Here is a 17,590-nt window from a genome sequence, read left to right as displayed (position 1 = left end):
CTTTAATCCAGAAATACCCAAACGGAATTACAGCTATGAGACCTGAGATTAATACTATTTTTGTCCTAAAGATTCGACTCTTTGTTTTTTCTGAATGAAAATTTGCTCTTTGTTGTTGTTCACCTGCCCATGCTCCGATAAAACCCCTGAAATAACAATACTTAATATTCCAACAATAAGAATCCTTTTATATTATATTTTGTGTCCAGTTTATGTGAATTTTACTATTTAAATAATTTGACTTTCTTCTGAACTTTTAACATTTCTTCTCCATATATTCTCCAACTGTTCAAGAGTCTTGCCTTTGGTTTCAGGAACCATTTTCCAAACAAATAGGGCAGACAGCACGCTCATTGAACCATAGAAACCGTATGTTAGTCCCCCGCTATATTCCATCATCATAGGGTATGTAGAAGAAATAAAATAGTTAGCCGCCCATTGGGCAGCTACAGCAATAGCTACAGCCCGACCTCGAATTTTATTAGGGAAAATCTCTGAAATTAGCACCCAGCAGATTGGACCCCACGACATCATAAATGAAGCTGTATAAATAATGATAAATATAAGCGTCCCTATTCCAATTATATTAGAAAAGGCCATGCTTGCTACACCAAACATACCAATTGCCATACCGATAGAACCTACTATTAATAATGGTTTTCTTCCCCATCGATCGACTGTTAAAATCGCGATAACTGTAAAGATAACATTCACTAATCCCATAATAATGGTTTGCAGCATAGAAGAATCTTTAGCTGCTCCCATGCTTTCAAAGATACGCGGTGCGTAGTATAAGGCTACATTTATACCTACAAATTGTTGAAATACTGAAAGCAGTACACCTACAATAATAACTAATTTTCCATAAGCGAATAATTTTTCGGAAGAAATATTGATAGTGGTCGTTTTTTTAATATCACTCAAAATCGCTTTCGCTTCTGAAGATCCATTGATTCTTGTAAGTATAGCTAAAGCTTTTTGATCTTGATTCTGTATTGCCAAATAGCGAGGTGTTTCTGGAACTAATAACAAAAGTACAGCAAAGATTAAAGCTGGTATCGCTCCTGAAGCAAACATGTATCTCCATCCTACATCATTTATCCATTCTAACGTTTCACCATTTGCAATACCCCAGTTTACAAAGTAAACGACTAACATACCAAAAATAATCATAAACTGATTAAATGATACCAATCTGCCGCGAATATCAGCCGGAGCAATTTCTCCTATATAGATTGGACAAATGGCAGACGCTAATCCAACACCAATCCCCCCTATAATTCGATAAAAGTTAAAAGCTAGTAATAAAGAAAGTGTTGGTTCACCTTTTGTAAAAAATAAAAATTCAGGATAAGAAGCACCTAATGCTGATACTATAAAAAGAATCGCTGCAAGTATAAGTGATTTTTTACGTCCTAGTCTTGATCCAAAATAGCCGGAAATTAATCCTCCGAAAATACATCCTATTAAAGCACTTGATACGGTGACGCCATGTGCCAAAGGTCCTAACCCTAAGCTATCGATTAAATATACCTTTAAAGATTCTTCAGCTCCAGAAATTACAGCTGTATCATATCCAAACAGTAATCCTCCAATTGCGGCGACTAATGTAATCGAAAAGATATATAATGAGTTTCGTTTTTGCTTCATGTTTTACTAAAAACAGTTATGAATGAAGTCTATTTAATATTAAAGCGCATACTTTTGGTTGCGCTTTCAAAATTAATGAACAAGAAGGACCTCTCTTCCTTCACCCATTCTACTAACTGCTTTTATCCTCCCTTCCATTGTAGATTTTCATTTCACTAAAACAAAATTAGACCATTGAATACCAAAGGTTTTTACTCGACGGTAAACGTAAAACGAGTTTTGGAATGATACTCTTGATTTTTTTCTAATAAAATAGAAGGTAATTGCTGATTATGAATGGCATTTGGCGGATGTTGAGTTTCGAGACATAAGCCAAGGTGTTTTTGACAAGGAATCCCTCTAATTAGAAAAGTATCTTCTAACATATTTCCCGTATATAAAACAACATATGGCTCATCTGTTTCCACTATCATTTTCCGTCCGTTAGAAGGATTAACCAAACAAATTTCTTTTTGATGATTTTCACTTAATAAGAATGGATGGTAATACCCATTTCCAACTATTTCATTTTGTTGATGTTCGGATTTTACTCCTTCAATAATTCGCTTTCCTGCTCTAAAATCAAAAGGTGTATGTTCAACGTCTATTAAATTGCCTGTTGGCAGTAAGGACCGATCAAGCTCTAAAAACTTATCACTTTTCATAGTTAATTCATGCTGTAAGATATCTTCTTTTAAATTGCCACTCAGATTAAAGTAAGTATGATTGGTTAAATTTAATAACGTATTTTTATCTGAAATACCATGATAGGTTATTATAAGATCATTATTTTCAGTGAGCGTGTAAACGACGCTTACCTCAAGATTTCCAGGATAACCAGCTTCTCCGTCTGCACTCATATAAGTAAATGTCACACTAGCCTCATCTACACTCTCACTAGTAGAGGATTTCCAGATTACGTTATGGAATCCCTCAGGTCCACCGTGTAAATGAGTTCTCCCTTCATTTTCAGCGAGGAGGTATGTAAACCCTTCCATATCAACGCTTGGTGGATTAACTCTGCCTGCAACTCGACCGATTACTGCACCAAAATAAGGGGAATGATGCAAATAATCTTCTGCTGAATCAAATCCTAACACGATATTTTCTATATTCCCTTCTTTGTCTGGTACATCAATTCTAGTAATCGTACATCCATAATCAATACAGGTTACTTTTATGTTTTGATTGTTCATGATTGTATAAGACTTTACCAATTCTCTATTCATTTCACCGAAAATTCCCTCTTCTATTTTCATATTAATCTCCTTTTCGAAGAAAGGGATGCATGATACTAATGCAACCAGTTACTTTCTGCTAAATTGATTCAGCCTTTTGCTTAAGTCTTTTGTTTGGTAATATACCTCTTTATATAAAGCATAAAGTTGTTTATACACTGGAACATTTTCTAATTTAGGTTGATATGTTTTTGAAGTAGATATGAATAAATCTGCGCATTCTTCTAATGAGTTGTACCACCCACATCCATAAGCGGCTAACATGGCTGCCCCAAGCGCCGGTCCTTGCTCAGTAGATAGTTTTATAATTTTTGTGTTAAAAACGTCTGCTTGAATCTGAAGCCAACTATCGTTTTTTGCTCCCCCGCCAATTGATACAATAGACGTAATTTCTTTTCCATTTTCTCGAATAATTTCTATTGATTCATTTAATGAGAAGGTAATTCCTTCAATGACTGCCCTTGTAAAATCCCTCTTTTTATGAGAAGCATCCATTCCTATAAAGCTTCCACGTATAGTAGCATCTGCATGTGGTGTTCGTTCCCCAACTAAGTATGGAGTAAATAGAAGCCCATTTGAACCAATTGGAACATTGTTTATATCAGCCAGTAGTTCTTCAAATGACTCATTTTCAGCAAAATTATCTCTAAACCAACTTAAACTATGGCCAGCAGATAATGTAACTCCCATCGTATAAAAAGCATTTTCTTTTCCATGATTGAAATAATGCACTTTCCCAGCAAAGTCCCTATCATTTCGCTCCTCATAAGAAAGTACGACACCAGATGTCCCGATGCTGCATAACGTTTCTCCTGATGATAGAATACCAGCCCCAATTGCTCCACAAGCATTATCAGCTCCACCCGCAAATACCTTAGTCGATAATGTTAGCCCTGTTTTTTGAGAGAATTCTTCATTAATTGTTCCGACACATTCACTGGATTCCACTAGCGATGGGCAAATGCTGATATCAATGCCCACTAATTGACAAAGCTCTTCGCTCCATTTTTTCTCACCCACGTTCAACAATAATGTACCGGCAGCATCTGAATATTCACTATGAATTAAGCCTGTCATTTTGAAGCGTAAATAGTCTTTAGGCAGCATAAATACAGCTGCTTGATCAAATATCTCCGGTTCATGCTCTTTAACCCATAGCAGCTTAGGTAGTGTAAATCCTTCCAAAGCTTGATTTTTTGTTATTTCTAAAAGACGTTTCTCCCCAATCATTTCATATAGCTGATGACACTGTGCTGTCGTCCTTGTATCGTTCCATAAAATAGCATGACGTAAGAGATTATGATTCTTATCCAACAGTACGAGACCGTGCATTTGCCCAGAATAACTTATTCCTTCTATATCTTCTGGTCTTACACCGGATTTGGAGATTAGCTCATTTAAAGCACTAGCAGTCTGCTGAATCCACTCCTCTGGATTTTGTTCACTATATCCTGTTTTTTCATGCAGAAGAGGGTAATTTTTAGAAGCTTCTGCACAGATCTCACCTTTTGTATTAACTAAAACAGTTTTGACAGCGCTCGTTCCTAGATCAATTCCTATAATATATTTCATCTTGATTCCTCCACTTTTATAAAAGAGAGCAGAATTTATTTCTACTCTCTTTTATCCGTTAAACTTCTAAAATATATTGATTTAAGGTGGCTTTTAATCGTTCCTGTCTTCCTGAATTATTCGTAATGTTTGGATTATTCAATGCATACTGCTCTAGTGTTTGGAAGTTGGCTCTTCCTTCAACAATCTCAAGACCAATTCCTTTTTTGAAACTGCTGTAGCGTTCATCAATGATGTTTTCAAAAACACGATCTTCCAATAATTTATGAGCCACTTTTAAACCTCTAGCGAACGCATCCATTCCTGCCACATGAGCATATACTAAATCTTCTTGTTCAAAGGAACCTCTGCGCACTTTTGCATCAAAATTTAACCCTCCACTACCTAATCCTCCATTTTGTAGGATCTCATACATTGCTAAAGTTGTAGAATATAGATCTGTTGGGAACTCATCGGTATCCCATCCTAAAAGAGGATCACCTTGGTTTGCATCCACTGATCCCAAGAAGCCTTGAACTCTGGCTACGCGTAATTCATGTTCAAACGTATGCCCAGCTAAAGTAGCATGGTTAGCTTCAAGGTTTAATTTAAAATGGTTATCTAATCCGTATTGTCTTAGGAACGAAATGGTCGTAGCTGCATCGGTGTCATACTGATGCGTTGTTGGTTCCTTTGGTTTTGGCTCAATTAAGAATTGACCTTTAAATCCAATTTCCTTAGCATAATCTACAGCCATATGCATAAATCTAGCCAAGTTATCTAACTCTAACTTTAAATTTGTATTGAGCAGTGTTTCATAGCCTTCACGGCCGCCCCAGAACACATAGTTTTCTGCTCCTAATTCTTTTGCCGTTTCGAGTCCTTTCTTTACTTGGGCTGCTGCATAAGCAAATACATCTGCATTACAAGAAGTTGCTGCACCATGAACGAAGCGAGGATTTGTAAACATATTAGCTGTGTTCCACAATAACTTTACGTTACTTGTTTTCATATATTCTTTAATCATGCTAACGATTACATCAAGATTTTCATTCGTTTCTTTCAATGTGTTTCCTTCAGGTGCGATGTCTCGGTCATGAAACGCAAAGAAAGGAACCCCTAATTTTTCGAAAAGTTGAAAAGCTGCCTCTACTCTAGCTTTTGCTAAGTCCATTCCATCATATTTATTCCATGATCTTTGCATCGTAGCTGCACCAAAAGGATCTGTCCCATCAGCTGTAAATGTATGCCAGTAAGCAACTGAGAATCGTAGTTGTTCCTTCATTGTTTTACCGCCTACTACTTCTTCTGGGTTATAGTATTTAAAAGCTAAAGGATTTTTAGAATCTTTTCCCTCATATGAGACTTTGTTTACGCTTTCAAAATAATTAATTTTATTAGTATCAGTTTGAATCATGTGTTACTTCCCCCTTTAATTAAAGTGAAAAACTTTCTTCAGAAATATGAAATGAGAAAGTTTGTTGTGTCAATAAACTAACTTTATTTCATGATATACAAAATAATTAGTTATTTCAATGTTTTTTTAAGAAAATTAACGTTATAATATGAAATATACTATTTCCATACTATATTTTTGTTAAACAAAAAAACACTTAGTCCAATGGTAAAACAAAGGAGCGATTATCATTCCGATAGCAGATCAAGCATTAGTAAAGAAAATGAATCAAAAGTTGATTTTAAATGAAATTTTAAAAAACTCACCAATCTCAAGGGCAGCCCTTTCTGAGATTACAGGGTTAAATAAATCCACTGTTTCTTCCCAAGTAAATGAATTAATTGAAAAAAATCTTATTTTTGAAATTGGAGCAGGACAATCTAGTGGTGGCAGAAGACCTGTGATGCTTGTTTTTAATAAAAATGCAGGCTATTCAATAGGTATCGATATAGGTGTTGATTACCTTAATGGAATTCTAACCGATTTAGAAGGCAACATCATCCTTGAGAAGGCTTCTGACTTGTCTAGCCCTTCAGCTGGTGAAGTGAAAGAAATTCTGTTTGCACTTATACATGACTTTATCATTCATATGCCCGACTCTCCTTACGGTTTGGTGGGAATAGGTATTTGTGTACCAGGTCTTGTGGATAGCAATCAAAAAATTATTTTCATGCCCAACTTGGAATGGTATATTGAAGATTTGCAACTCTTAATTGAAAGCGAGTTCAATGTACCTGTTTTTGTTGAAAATGAGGCTAATGCAGGCGCATGCGGTGAGAAAGTGTTTGGAGTTACTAAAAACTATGAAAACATCATTTACATCAGTATTAACGTTGGAATTGGAGTCGGAATTATTATTAATAATGAATTATATAAAGGAGTAAATGGCTTTTCTGGAGAAATGGGCCATATGACGATAGATTTTAATGGTCCCAAATGCAGCTGCGGGAACCGAGGATGCTGGGAATTATATGCATCAGAAAAAGCATTACTGGATTCTTTTTCTAATGACGAAAAGAATATGTCACGAAAAGAAATTGTTGAACGTGCAAATAAAAATGATGTAGCCGTCTTAAATGCACTCCAGAACTTTGGCTTCTACGTCAGTATTGGCTTAACAAATATTCTCAATACATTTGATGCACAAGCTATTATATTAAGAAATAACATTATCGAATCTCACCCGATAGTGTTAAATACCATTAAGAATGAGGTTTCTTCTAGGGTAAATTCTCATTTGGAAAGTATGTGTGAACTATTGCCCTCTTCATTAGGAAGAAATGCACCTGCATTAGGGGCAGTTTCAATTGTAATGGAACATTTTTTAAATGTTACTACAAGCTAATCTATTTCAGAGTATAGATGATAGATGTCTGAATATCTTTCCTAACATAACAAGAGAGGTCTTTCTCTACCTAGGGAAAGACCTCTCTTGTTTATTTTCGCCCCTACATCCAGAAATGATAATCGTATTAAATGAGTTAGGTTCTAGATAAAACAATTTGTTGTACATCCATCATTTGGATACCACTCTCTTTCATCATTAATAATGATTCTTTTGGTTTGGCTCCAGACACAGTTCCTCATCTATATCCTAAGGAGGAATATAATTTCTTTCATTCTTCAACGGAGAATAAGAAGTGGCACCACTCCTATTGGCATTGGAAAAGGAGTGGATTTCTGAAATCAACTGAATATTTCCCTAAATACCTGAAGGCGAACTCGCTTTTCCTCAAGTTATCCTACAGCCAAGCGCGATTCCTAAAGGATTGCGACACAACTGTTTAAGATTAAGATTTTTAGAATGCATTAAAAAAAGAAAAGTGGAATATGATTTAAATGTCAATCTAAGGGAGGGAATCAGAATAAATGAAAAAAACAAAAATTATATATTGGATTTTCACAGGACTTTTGGTGGCACTAATGGTTTTGGGTTCTATTCCGGATATAATGTCTGTTCCCGATGCAGTCGCTTTATTCAATCATTTAGGTTATCCTACCTACCTCCTGCCCTTTATTGGGATTGCCAAATTATTAGGTGTCGTGGCAATACTTATTCCTGGCTTTCCGAGAATCAAGGAATGGGCTTATGCCGGTTTTGTATTTGATTTGACGGGGGCTATGTATTCAAGCATTTCAGTGGGCGACCCTGCCAGTGGATGGCTGATTTTCATTATCGGGTATATATTGATAGCCGGCTCTTATATTTACCATCATAAAATATTAAAATCCGCTTCATCTGGCACATCGAGCAATAAGAATAGTTTAACAATATAAATAAATTGGCCATGAAAAAACACCGTGAAAGGTGTTTTTTCTAATTGGTTTAAAAGTAGAGGAAGTGACATCATCTTCGCTTTTCTTTCTAATAAGAAATAAAATCAAAAGCGTCCCAATAGGTTTCCTTATTGGGACGCTTTTTTTAGTACATTTGATTAACTTACTGTTTTTGAAGTTAAATACGCGACAAGGATATAGCGTTCAGGTGCTGACCCAATATAATCAAAAGGGTAACAGGTACTGACTGTTAGCGTTGCCCGTGGCTTTGGTACGATTACGGTTCGATCATCCTCATCCACAATTCGAACTTTGTTGACTTTGTATGTGAACTCTCCTGCCGATGTTCTTACTATCAACAAATCTCCTTCGCCCACTTGCCCGAGTTTACGGAATACCGTATCTCTATGACCGGAAAGTACGGAATTGTCATTTTCGCCAGGTAACACACTTCCTGCAAAGTGACCAACGCCTTTTTCCAATTCATCCTCATTTGTGCCATGGAAAATAGGGAGTTTTGTTTTTAGTTTGGGTATATACAGCTCCCCGATTTCTTCACCCGTTTTAGGGCGGACAGGATATAGCTCTTTCTTTGTTGTGTTATTACTTGGTGTTTTATCAATTGTTGGTTTATCACTTGGTGGTTTCTGTACAGTTTCATTTACTTGGCTACTTGGAGCATGAGTCTTGTAAAGAAAGTAGCCTTTTGCAAACTTATACATATTGGATGTTGAAAACCAAACCCCAAATAGAATGATGGCAATTGTACAAGAAAGCAGCAGTAACCGCTTTTTCTTTAATTGTTTCATATTAAGCTTTCCTGATTTTTCGATACATCAAGCTTCCGAACAAGACTAGAAATAGTCCGAAAAGGGCACTAGGCAAATAATTGGAAGCGGTATTTGGCAGTTTAGCCCCTTTTACGGTTTGATGTTCTGAATTAGTATGGCCACTGATTTTTTGTTTTACTGGTTTAGCAACTGGTGCCTTTTCAATGGTCTTTTGTACATCTTTCGCAGATTCCTTTATTTGTCCGCCTGCATTAGTAAGATTATCAGAATCGACCATATCACCTGTTATTAACAGATCAGCCAAGAACTTCCCGTCAGTATTATATATCGATATTTTCAGGTTAGCACCCTTCAATTCTTCCAATTTCATTAAATCCAAAAGGGATACTGGTGATTCCGAGCCACTTTTCACAAGGGAATATGAGACATTAAGCTTAAAGATGGAAAGTAATTCTTCATAGATTGAGGCCATTTCAGCAATCTGTTCGGCTGTAAGCTCTGTTGCTACATCAAATTCCTCGAAAGCCATCATGCGGTTGCCCAATTCTTCAAGTTGCTTGACTGTTTCCGGGTTGGAAAGATGGTCTTCCAAAGACATCAAGTGGTCTTCAAGCTGCTGTAGTTCCTCTTCCGTTAGACCGAGTTCCTGCTCGAAAATAGGTAGAAGATCTTCGGCAACTTCGCCATCAATCCCTCCGCCAGTAAGGTTCCAAACAGTTTCTTCAAGATTATCTATGTATATATAATCGTTAATATTTTCACCATTTTCTTTTAACATTTGAATCAAGGCTTGTTTATCCAATCCATAATTCTCATTAAAATAATCTAAGTTGCTTAGATCTGCCTTTATGACGTCACCTAGGAATTCGCTAAGCTCTTCGACAGATTCAAATTCTTCCGTACTAAAATCATAGGGTTTCAATGACGCTTCGATATCTTCTTGTGTTACTTGGAAGCCTCTTTCCTTGCTAACCTTGGCTAAATAATTGACTAATTCTTTGTCAAAGTTCGGATCGCGTTCAAAATCGCCCTCTTCTGTCTCTTCTGTATAGAAATAAACAGTTTCATCGAGGTCCCAGATAAAGATATAATCGTCTAGTTCTTCGCCATTTTCGTGTAATAGATTAATTAGGCTCTCTTTAGTTAGATTATAATCTTCATAAATGGCATCTAAATTACTCAAATCAGCCTTAATAACTTCGCCCAAGGCTTCTTTTAGATCACCAATAGATTCAAAGTTCTCAATACTTTCATCGTAAAAAGAAAGTGATGTTTCAATATCATCCTTCGTCACTTCAAAACCCCTGACAAGGCTTACCTCTTTTAAATACTTTGTAAGTTCTTTCTCAAAATTCTTGCTTGGTGCCGCCGATGCTAATTGCGGGAATAAGCTAATTAACAACGTAAATGAAACTAAAATGGTCCACAGTTTTTTCATACTTTTCTCCTATTCATAACTTTTCATATGTTTCTAGAAAATTATAAGGTAATAACAATAATTTAACAATGAAGTTATTTTTTCCAATAAGGAAAAATTGCTATATTACTTACTTTGAAAACAAACTTTTTTTACAGTATTTACATTTGTTTACGTAAATCTATCCGTATTTCTTCCTATTTAATATAATGAATACAAAAAGAGGGATTAAAGCACTCCCGCTACTGTGACTCCAGATAAAAGAATTATTAATATTTTAGGGGAAACATAACTTAGCTCAAGCAAAATGAATATAAATTCACCACCGGGCTACATCAATTTCAAGTAAAGTAGTCAGTCTATAAGTATCAGACCTCATATCCTATAAATTTTACGCTTAGACAAAATAGACATACTCCACCCTGGAATGGGTAGATTATGTCCAGACACCGATCCAGCTTAATGCTCCTTCTTCTACAACCTAGACAAAAAACTACAGGTTTTTTATCATTATTTAATCTCCGGTATTTACTACTAATACTAAACCGCTTGAGAGATTTAAAATAAGTATTTATTTAATGAGGTCCCCGTATCATATCTAAGACTACTTAAATAAAAAAATGAATCAGGAAGTTATGCAGTATTACCTGATCCATTATTATTATTTTATTTCCTTTATTGAATTCCTTTTACCTTGTTAAATAAAGAATATAGATATTTTACGCAAAGATAAATTGTTTACCATCTCCCACTCCTTTGAAATTATCTAGGTGTACTCACCCGTACAAACCTCCTAGTGCCGATACGTCGTTTAAAACATAAAAGGAGAACGACAGCCCCCTTTGCAAGTTAATTATTTTGTTCGCTAATCCAATCATTTAACTTCATCTATAATGATTCCTGGTTAGTTAATCCATATCCAGCTTGTGAATTATAAGAGTAATCACCATTTTTAATCGGCTAGAAAACTACTTATTGTCCTTCAGGGTTTTTGCAACAGATGATTTAAAAGTAATGAGTTCAGAGCAAGCGTTCAGCATTTTTTAAATTACCAAAGCCGAATTCATTGCTGAACCCGGCTTTGGCTAATTCTACTATTTTTCGAAAATTGCATTAGATAGAAGACGGAACAAGTAATCCGGGTGGTCGCGGAAACCTGCTTCTAACCCAATAAGAGTTACATCTTTATTCTGTTCTTTTACGATTACGGCTTGGCCCTTGGCGGTTATGTTATTTTTCCAGTGACCAGCTACGAAGAAATTATCTGAATCTGCAAGGGTCGCGACAATTTCATCATTATCAGTATCCGTGAACCATGTTGGACGATAGACAAATCCGATATCATTTTCTCCATAACCTGCTGTTAAACCAGTTCCCTCATAATCGACTTTTACGATACCATTACTGTTGGAACCTCCTACATTAATGATGTCGTCTGTAAGACCGAGTGTCTTAGTTGCTCTAGATGCACCAGCACCTACAGCTATATATTTGCCTCCTTCATTTAAGAAGCTTGTCACATTGTCTTTAAATGCATTAAGTTGCCAGGCGTTCTGTAATCCAAATTCTTTATTAGCTTCGGAAAGGTTAGTAGAAATGAGACTTTCCGTTCCACTATAGACAAAAATATCAAAACCGTTAAGGGGATTTTTAGCCACTTCGACTGGCGTAATTTCTGTCACATCAAAACCTAGTCTTTTCAAAGCAAGCTTTGTTCCTGCGTGTGATTTCTGTTTACCCATACCTCCATCCTTTAATATAGCCACTTTTAAAGACGTAATAGCCACTGCATCTGCTGGTACATCGGCAGTTCCAACCTGTAACCCAGATTCTTTCACCGCTGCTGATACCTGATTAGCTACTGTTTTTGCAAAGAAGTTACCTTGTGCATCACGTACAATAGGTATTCCTTGCTTAAGCAATCTATTTACTAAATTCACCGATTGGACAGAGCTGTTCGGAATCATAAACGGTCCTTTTCCTGAAACCTTGCCTTGACCTGTAATCTGGTTTACTTTCGTTGCATTGACTTTAAAAGGATTTTGTGTGGCTACTGCCTCGAATCCCCAAAGCTCCGGTAAGCTCCATGCGGAAATGTCGTACATTGCTGGGGTATCGTTCGTGATGTCTTCCCCATCCCAGAGCATCGTGTTTGCTAATCCGGCTTTCGCCTGGTCCATCTCAACGAGATAAGTTCCTTTTGGATATAACACTCCATCCGCTTCAAATGCATTCACAGCTTGAACAACTTCAATATCATTATTGATCAAATGATTTACAGCCTTATTCGTAACAGTCGGATCCTTAGGGTCTAGTGGAAGTATGTAGGCTTTTGGAAATAACCCTTCCTTATGAAAAGGATGGTCAAAGTTAATTCCTCTTTTAAAAACTTCAATTTGATCAGTAATCATGGATTGCTTGTTGGCTGTTGCAAATTTCAGTGCTCCCATAATCGAATTATACATCCATCGTACGCCGTCCCAATCATTTGTTGGAGCTTCTAATGTATGACCGTAAGCACCATGATACATCGCATACATTGGTGTGAAAATTGGTGGGTAATCATCCCAGCCAGCAGAGTCATCGCGCAGCGGAATATAGGTACCTTTCATGTCTTGATACAAGGATCCTGAATAGTTCTCATGATCCTTCATTATTTCCGCTTCCATCGCTTCTGCCTGTTTATAGGCCCATTTTCCGTATAAGTCATACTCGTAATTAGGATTATGCGGTGGCGTACAAGGCTCAATTAACCCCTGCAGATTTGGCTGATAATTCTTCACATAACCATGAGTATCAAGGAACACCATCGGGTTCCATTCTTTAATGAGCTCAACCATCTCTTTCGTTTCTGGCTGCGATTGGGTGATAAAGTCACGATTTATGTCAATTCCTTCGCCATTAAAGCGGGTGGCATCAATACGTCCATCAGGGTTTTGTACGACATTGAAAATAAGAATATTATTCTCTAAAACGTCTTTGGTTGTTTCATCATTTTGGGTAGCAAAACGTTCAATTAATTGAAGGATTGCATCGCTTCCGACAAATTCAGTCCCATGAATAGAACCATTAATCATGATTGGAACTTTAAAGTCAGGATTATTGGCAACCCATTCTTGAGCTTTGCCTGGATTCTTAAACATTTGCTTTCTAAGTGCCTTCACTTTTCCGAACTTCCCTTGTGTTGTTGGGTCGGCAATCGTGACAACATAGAGTGGGTTTCCATCAGCTGATGTTCCACGGACTTCAACTTTCACACGGTTTGAAAGTTTTTCAATCTCTTTTAATTTGGAACCAATTTGTGAAAATTTCACAAAGTCATAGTTTTCGCTATTAAACTTGCTTCCGTCCTGTTCCTCATATGTATTCACATTTGTCCATTGAGGTTTCTCAGCATGTCCAGAACTCCACGGAATTACTGTTAGTAAACTCACAGCCATCAGGCCGGATAATGCTTTTTTCTTTTTCATCCTAAAACCTCCAGTATGTATATAGTGATTTTTTTTGTATATATCCCACCAAGTCGTTCAATGTTTATTTCAATTAAAATATGTATTGTGTTAATTAATTAATTAACACAATACCTAAACCCGCATTGGCTACTGTAGCTGATTAAATTCCTTTCTAGACTAATTAAGTTCTCCTTTTCTGCACCCTACTAATATTTTAAATTTCCATAATGTTTAAGAGTATCGCCTCCTTATTAAGAAATAGTAACCCGCAAACTTAGATAACTGTTTTTAATATTATACACTTATTTTTATGCGAATTAAGAATTTTCAGTTAATAATAATTGAATTATTATCCTTTTTTAATACTTCAGAAACATAATATTATTTACAAATAATTCCCATGCGCTAAATTGATAAAACGTGGTCATTGTTTTAAAGATGGTAATAAACGAACTTCTTATTTTATTCACCTTCTAAGATTTGAACGGCTAAGATTTAATCGTTCCGGATGAAGAAGTCTTTAGTTTTATCATGCTCATAGCAAACGATAAAACGAGGACGCCATTTAAAGAAGCGGTGTATTAGGTTGAAGCTCATATGCATAAACAAGAAGAATAGTCACTTCCGGTAACAATCGGAGGTGGCTATTTTTGTGTTCTCATTTAAATAGAAGAGGAGTTTTCCAAATGAATTACAAAATGATACTTATGTTATCCGCTGATACTCCGGAGCAGTCACGCTCAACCGTTGTAGACAAAGTTATGCTAGCAACTTATGAACAATATTGTTTCCAAGGTTCTAAAGATTATATATTGTCACATAGATTACAGGAACGTAGTCGTGAAATAGGTTCTTTCCCTTTCCCTCTACTGATAATAAAAAAAACGTATAACCCCATTGCTTTCACAAAAGAATTATACGTTTTCCAATTATAAACTTTAACAAATTCACTTTTTCTATTAGTTAAGACCTAGACCTAAACATTTATCTATAATTTTTAGTAATAAATATAAAACAACTGATTATAACTAAAGTTCAATCAACTTGATTTCTCATACTATAAAAAACACAATAAATGATAGTCAGTATGAAAAGAATATAAGAAGAAATCATCTTTAACAATTTTGGTATGAAGTCTAGAATATCTGTAAGGGAAAAAACTATTAAACACACCACTGGTAATAAGCATATTAACCATATATATTCTTTATTTCTAATTGTTTTAACCATAGTTATTATTATAAATACTGCACCAATCACTATATTAGACAATTAAACCACCTTATCGCTTTCTTTTTTTATAACTTTTAGCTCCTTTATAGTAAGCACGACCATAAGTATAAATATCGCCACCCCAGGCGGCAGATCCTAGGATCTCTTCTTGTTACTTTGAAAGCTAATCTACTTGGCTTACTCTTCTTCAATACCCTACCTCTGGCTTTCTTTACAGACTTTTTATTCTTCCTGTAAGCGTTAGTCGCCTCATATGCGCCACCAGAAGCTCTTCCAACAAACCCACTATAACCATCACTCGTATATGATTTTTTAATGCTTTCATTCCTTTTTTATGGGCGTACATGTGTCTTTTATTTCCAGTTAAAACTAATGTCATCCCATATGCCCTTTCCCCATCAGGATCAACCAACATAACTGGATTATTCTGCGTAAGAATAACTTTTTTGAGTAATTGGATTCTCTTTTTCTCCCAGTTGGGGATCTAATGTTAAAAACCTTCCAATTTCAGAATTATAATAACGCTGTTGTAAATAATAAAGCTTCGTTTCAGAATCATATCGATATCCTGCATAACGGAATGGTACCAGTGAGGTAAAATTACCGGATTCCTTTAGCTGGTTGCCCCATGCATCGTATTCAAAACATGCCACTACTGTTCCTGCAGCATCTGTTACTGAAGTAATATCTCCATGTGCATTTGCATGGAATGTATAGGTTTTTCCGGACTTCGTCATCGTTAGTGGACGGTTCCCGTTGTCGTAAACATATGATGCAAGAACTGCTCCACTTTGATCTGTTTCGAGTACAACATTGGCATTCTCATCATACGTATAATTAACAGTTGTAGATCCTGTTGTTTTGCTAATGCCTAGTCCTTCTGAATTATACTGATATTTGGCAACCGAAGTCGTTCCTTCTTTGACCTCTACTAACCGGTCTTCCGCATCATACACTAATATCCGCTTTCCATCATTGGTTAAATTCCCATTTTTATCATGTGTAATGGTCGTCCCGTTAATAGAGGAAAGCTGATTCGCTGCATCATACGTATAATCAAAAGATTCAATCAAACTACCACTAGTATTGTTAGTTAACAAACGAGTAAGCAGCCCCGCACCGTCATAATCGTATAAGCTAAAGGTTCCATTTTTATTCTTTAATCCAGCAAGTTGATCATTTTCCGTATAAGTGAAGGATTCTAGTGTACTTCCACTTGAAATACTTGTAACTTGATCATTCTTATCAACACTTTGATTGATGGCAATCACTGATGTACCAGATGCAAATGTACTGGTGAGAAGGTTTCCATTTTTATCATAAGCGTACATGTTCTTTTTACCAGTCGAGTCGTTCTTTTCTTTTAATTTGTCATCCGCATCATACACAAAATTTGAAATTACTCCTGTTAAGAGATCCTTTTCACTTAACTTATTCCCATTGGCATCATACGTAAATTCATAATGTTTTGTCCCATTATAGGATGTAGATGTTTTACGATCGACGTTATTATACGTATTGTCAATTACACTTCCATTCGGGGAGGAGACTTTCGTTTCATTTCCTATTAAATCATAGGTATAAACGATACTTCTACCTAGCGTAGCGCATCAATTAAAGTTGTAATGTCATTTCTTCTGTCATCACCAATTTTGGACAGGAGCTTTTCGCGATCCACATCAGTTAGGTCTAACTTCAACCCTTTTCCTCTTGTCGTCGTAATTGATGGATAATTATTTTCTGCCAGATATTTATTAATCAGGACCAGTTCGTTTCGAAAAGTACGCTCGCTAATATTGAACTCTTTACTTAAATCCTCACAAGTCAAAAAGGTATTTACTGTCAAAAACCTGGTAAGTACTCGTTGAGTCCGTTCTTCATGATAGTAACTCCTTTCATAGTTTCATTATAATTCGCAATATTCAAATAGTTCACTTATTGCAACTTCAATTTGCAAAAATGTAAGCGTTAACACTTTTTATTCAAACTATAAATCAAATATCTATCGAAAAAAGATGTATCTCTTATAGGGGTACAGACACATACCCATCAAGCTAACACCAATGAGTACTTAAAGTAGATCCATTTTTACAAAACAATCGTTCATACCACTAAAGAAAGATCTGCCAAATAAGCCTTCGATATGTCATTTTGCTTTTGAAGGGATTCACTTAATTATAGTGGATGAAATCGATCTACTGATACTGCAACACTTAGAGCAACTTCGTGACATCTATAATCAACATGACTTAGCTATGATATTCATCGGGATGCCAGGGATTGAAAAATAGAAGATATAACTTTTAGACAAAAAAGGGGTATGAGCATATGAAAGTTGGATATGCAAGGGGATAGTTGGACATCGCTTGAAAGCCAAATTGAACAATTAATAGAATATGGTTGCGAAATAATATATATGGAAAAAGAAAGTGGAAAGAAAACAGATCGCCAGGAATTAGACAATGCAAGAAAAGCATTAAGAAAAGGTGATAAATTAGTCGTTACTAAAATTGGCCCGTTCTGTTAGGGACCTTCATAATATTGCT

General features: G+C 35.9%; 12 protein-coding genes and 2 pseudogenes. 5 read left to right on the top strand and 9 right to left on the bottom strand.

What is annotated here, in order from left to right; genetic code table 11:
- Positions 1 to 228: 228 nt before the first annotated feature.
- From xylE to xylA, 4 genes are all read right to left on the bottom strand, one after another.
- Positions 229 to 1,650 (bottom strand): D-xylose transporter XylE, encoded by a 1,422-nt coding sequence (gene xylE / locus MHB45_RS06745; RefSeq protein WP_048687057.1) that lies wholly within the window; start codon positions 1,648 to 1,650, stop codon positions 229 to 231.
- 191 nt (positions 1,651 to 1,841) lie between these two features.
- On the bottom strand, positions 1,842 to 2,888 hold the full coding sequence (locus MHB45_RS06740; protein ID WP_072272768.1) for an aldose epimerase family protein: 1,047 nt from the start codon (positions 2,886 to 2,888) through the stop codon (positions 1,842 to 1,844).
- Between the two features lie 48 nt (positions 2,889 to 2,936).
- Positions 2,937 to 4,439 carry a xylulokinase gene (xylB, locus tag MHB45_RS06735; RefSeq protein ID WP_048687054.1) on the bottom strand — a complete coding sequence of 501 codons (1,503 nt, stop codon included), beginning with the start codon at positions 4,437 to 4,439 and terminating at the stop codon, positions 2,937 to 2,939.
- A 58-nt stretch (positions 4,440 to 4,497) separates the two neighbouring features.
- Positions 4,498 to 5,835 (bottom strand): xylose isomerase, encoded by a 1,338-nt coding sequence (gene xylA / locus MHB45_RS06730; protein WP_048687052.1) that lies wholly within the window; start codon positions 5,833 to 5,835, stop codon positions 4,498 to 4,500.
- Positions 5,836 to 6,064: 229 nt separating this feature from the next.
- Here xylA and xylR point away from each other — a divergent pair, with 229 nt between their 5' ends.
- On the top strand, positions 6,065 to 7,219 hold the full coding sequence (gene xylR / locus MHB45_RS06725) for a transcriptional repressor XylR (protein ID WP_072272767.1): 1,155 nt from the start codon (positions 6,065 to 6,067) through the stop codon (positions 7,217 to 7,219).
- A gap of 524 nt (positions 7,220 to 7,743) precedes the next feature.
- A complete protein-coding gene (locus MHB45_RS06720; protein ID WP_048687048.1) occupies positions 7,744 to 8,151 on the top strand; it encodes a DoxX family protein in 408 nt (135 codons plus the stop codon).
- A 158-nt stretch (positions 8,152 to 8,309) separates the two neighbouring features.
- On the opposite strand, the gene MHB45_RS06715 is transcribed toward MHB45_RS06720, so the two are convergent.
- From MHB45_RS06715 to MHB45_RS06705, 3 genes are all read right to left on the bottom strand, one after another.
- Entirely contained in the window at positions 8,310 to 8,960 is a 651-nt protein-coding gene (locus MHB45_RS06715) for a class D sortase (protein WP_072272765.1), read from the bottom strand.
- A gap of 1 nt (position 8,961) precedes the next feature.
- Positions 8,962 to 10,380, bottom strand: coding sequence for a processed acidic surface protein (locus tag MHB45_RS06710; RefSeq protein WP_072272764.1), 1,419 nt, complete (start codon positions 10,378 to 10,380; stop codon positions 8,962 to 8,964).
- A 1,073-nt stretch (positions 10,381 to 11,453) separates the two neighbouring features.
- Positions 11,454 to 13,829 (bottom strand): M14 family zinc carboxypeptidase, encoded by a 2,376-nt coding sequence (locus tag MHB45_RS06705; RefSeq protein WP_072272763.1) that lies wholly within the window; start codon positions 13,827 to 13,829, stop codon positions 11,454 to 11,456.
- A 668-nt stretch (positions 13,830 to 14,497) separates the two neighbouring features.
- Here MHB45_RS06705 and MHB45_RS06700 point away from each other — a divergent pair.
- The gene (locus MHB45_RS06700) at positions 14,498 to 14,746 is read left to right on the top strand and encodes a hypothetical protein (protein ID WP_048687042.1); all 249 of its coding nucleotides are present in this window, start codon (positions 14,498 to 14,500) and stop codon (positions 14,744 to 14,746) included.
- A gap of 720 nt (positions 14,747 to 15,466) precedes the next feature.
- Here the strand turns inward: MHB45_RS06700 and MHB45_RS06695 are convergent.
- Positions 15,467 to 16,432, bottom strand: coding sequence for an RHS repeat domain-containing protein (locus MHB45_RS06695; RefSeq protein ID WP_048687038.1), 966 nt, complete (start codon positions 16,430 to 16,432; stop codon positions 15,467 to 15,469).
- Between the two features lie 209 nt (positions 16,433 to 16,641).
- Positions 16,642 to 16,923: pseudogene (locus MHB45_RS06690) on the bottom strand (BglG family transcription antiterminator); the annotation flags it as partial.
- Positions 16,924 to 17,200: 277 nt separating this feature from the next.
- Here MHB45_RS06690 and MHB45_RS06685 point away from each other — a divergent pair.
- Together MHB45_RS06685 and MHB45_RS06680 are read left to right on the top strand one after the other, a co-directional pair.
- Positions 17,201 to 17,332, top strand: a pseudogene (locus MHB45_RS06685) (AAA family ATPase); the annotation flags it as partial.
- A gap of 53 nt (positions 17,333 to 17,385) precedes the next feature.
- The gene (locus MHB45_RS06680) at positions 17,386 to 17,571 is read left to right on the top strand and encodes a recombinase family protein (protein WP_053087438.1); all 186 of its coding nucleotides are present in this window, start codon (positions 17,386 to 17,388) and stop codon (positions 17,569 to 17,571) included.
- Positions 17,572 to 17,590: the final 19 nt, after the last annotated feature.

This window comes from Peribacillus sp. FSL K6-5616 (assembly GCF_038008245.1).
Lineage (GTDB): Bacteria > Bacillota > Bacilli > Bacillales > DSM-1321 > Peribacillus > Peribacillus frigoritolerans.
Note: the sequence above shows the minus strand (reverse complement) of the source record. Positions and strands in the feature narration are given on the sequence as shown.

What these genes read in the sequence shown, in the direction of transcription:
- xylE (WP_048687057.1), bottom strand. Translation starts at nt 1,650, where the DNA reads ATGAAGCAAAAACGAAACTCATTATATATCTTTTCGATTACATTAGTC.
- MHB45_RS06740 (WP_072272768.1), bottom strand. Translation starts at nt 2,888, where the DNA reads ATGAAAATAGAAGAGGGAATTTTCGGTGAAATGAATAGAGAATTGGTA.
- xylB (WP_048687054.1), bottom strand. Translation starts at nt 4,439, where the DNA reads ATGAAATATATTATAGGAATTGATCTAGGAACGAGCGCTGTCAAAACT.
- xylA (WP_048687052.1), bottom strand. Translation starts at nt 5,835, where the DNA reads ATGATTCAAACTGATACTAATAAAATTAATTATTTTGAAAGCGTAAAC.
- MHB45_RS06720 (WP_048687048.1), top strand. Translation starts at nt 7,744, where the DNA reads ATGAAAAAAACAAAAATTATATATTGGATTTTCACAGGACTTTTGGTG.
- MHB45_RS06715 (WP_072272765.1), bottom strand. Translation starts at nt 8,960, where the DNA reads ATGAAACAATTAAAGAAAAAGCGGTTACTGCTGCTTTCTTGTACAATT.
- MHB45_RS06710 (WP_072272764.1), bottom strand. Translation starts at nt 10,380, where the DNA reads ATGAAAAAACTGTGGACCATTTTAGTTTCATTTACGTTGTTAATTAGC.
- MHB45_RS06705 (WP_072272763.1), bottom strand. Translation starts at nt 13,829, where the DNA reads ATGAAAAAGAAAAAAGCATTATCCGGCCTGATGGCTGTGAGTTTACTA.
- MHB45_RS06700 (WP_048687042.1), top strand. Translation starts at nt 14,498, where the DNA reads ATGAATTACAAAATGATACTTATGTTATCCGCTGATACTCCGGAGCAG.
- MHB45_RS06680 (WP_053087438.1), top strand. Translation starts at nt 17,386, where the DNA reads ATGCAAGGGGATAGTTGGACATCGCTTGAAAGCCAAATTGAACAATTA.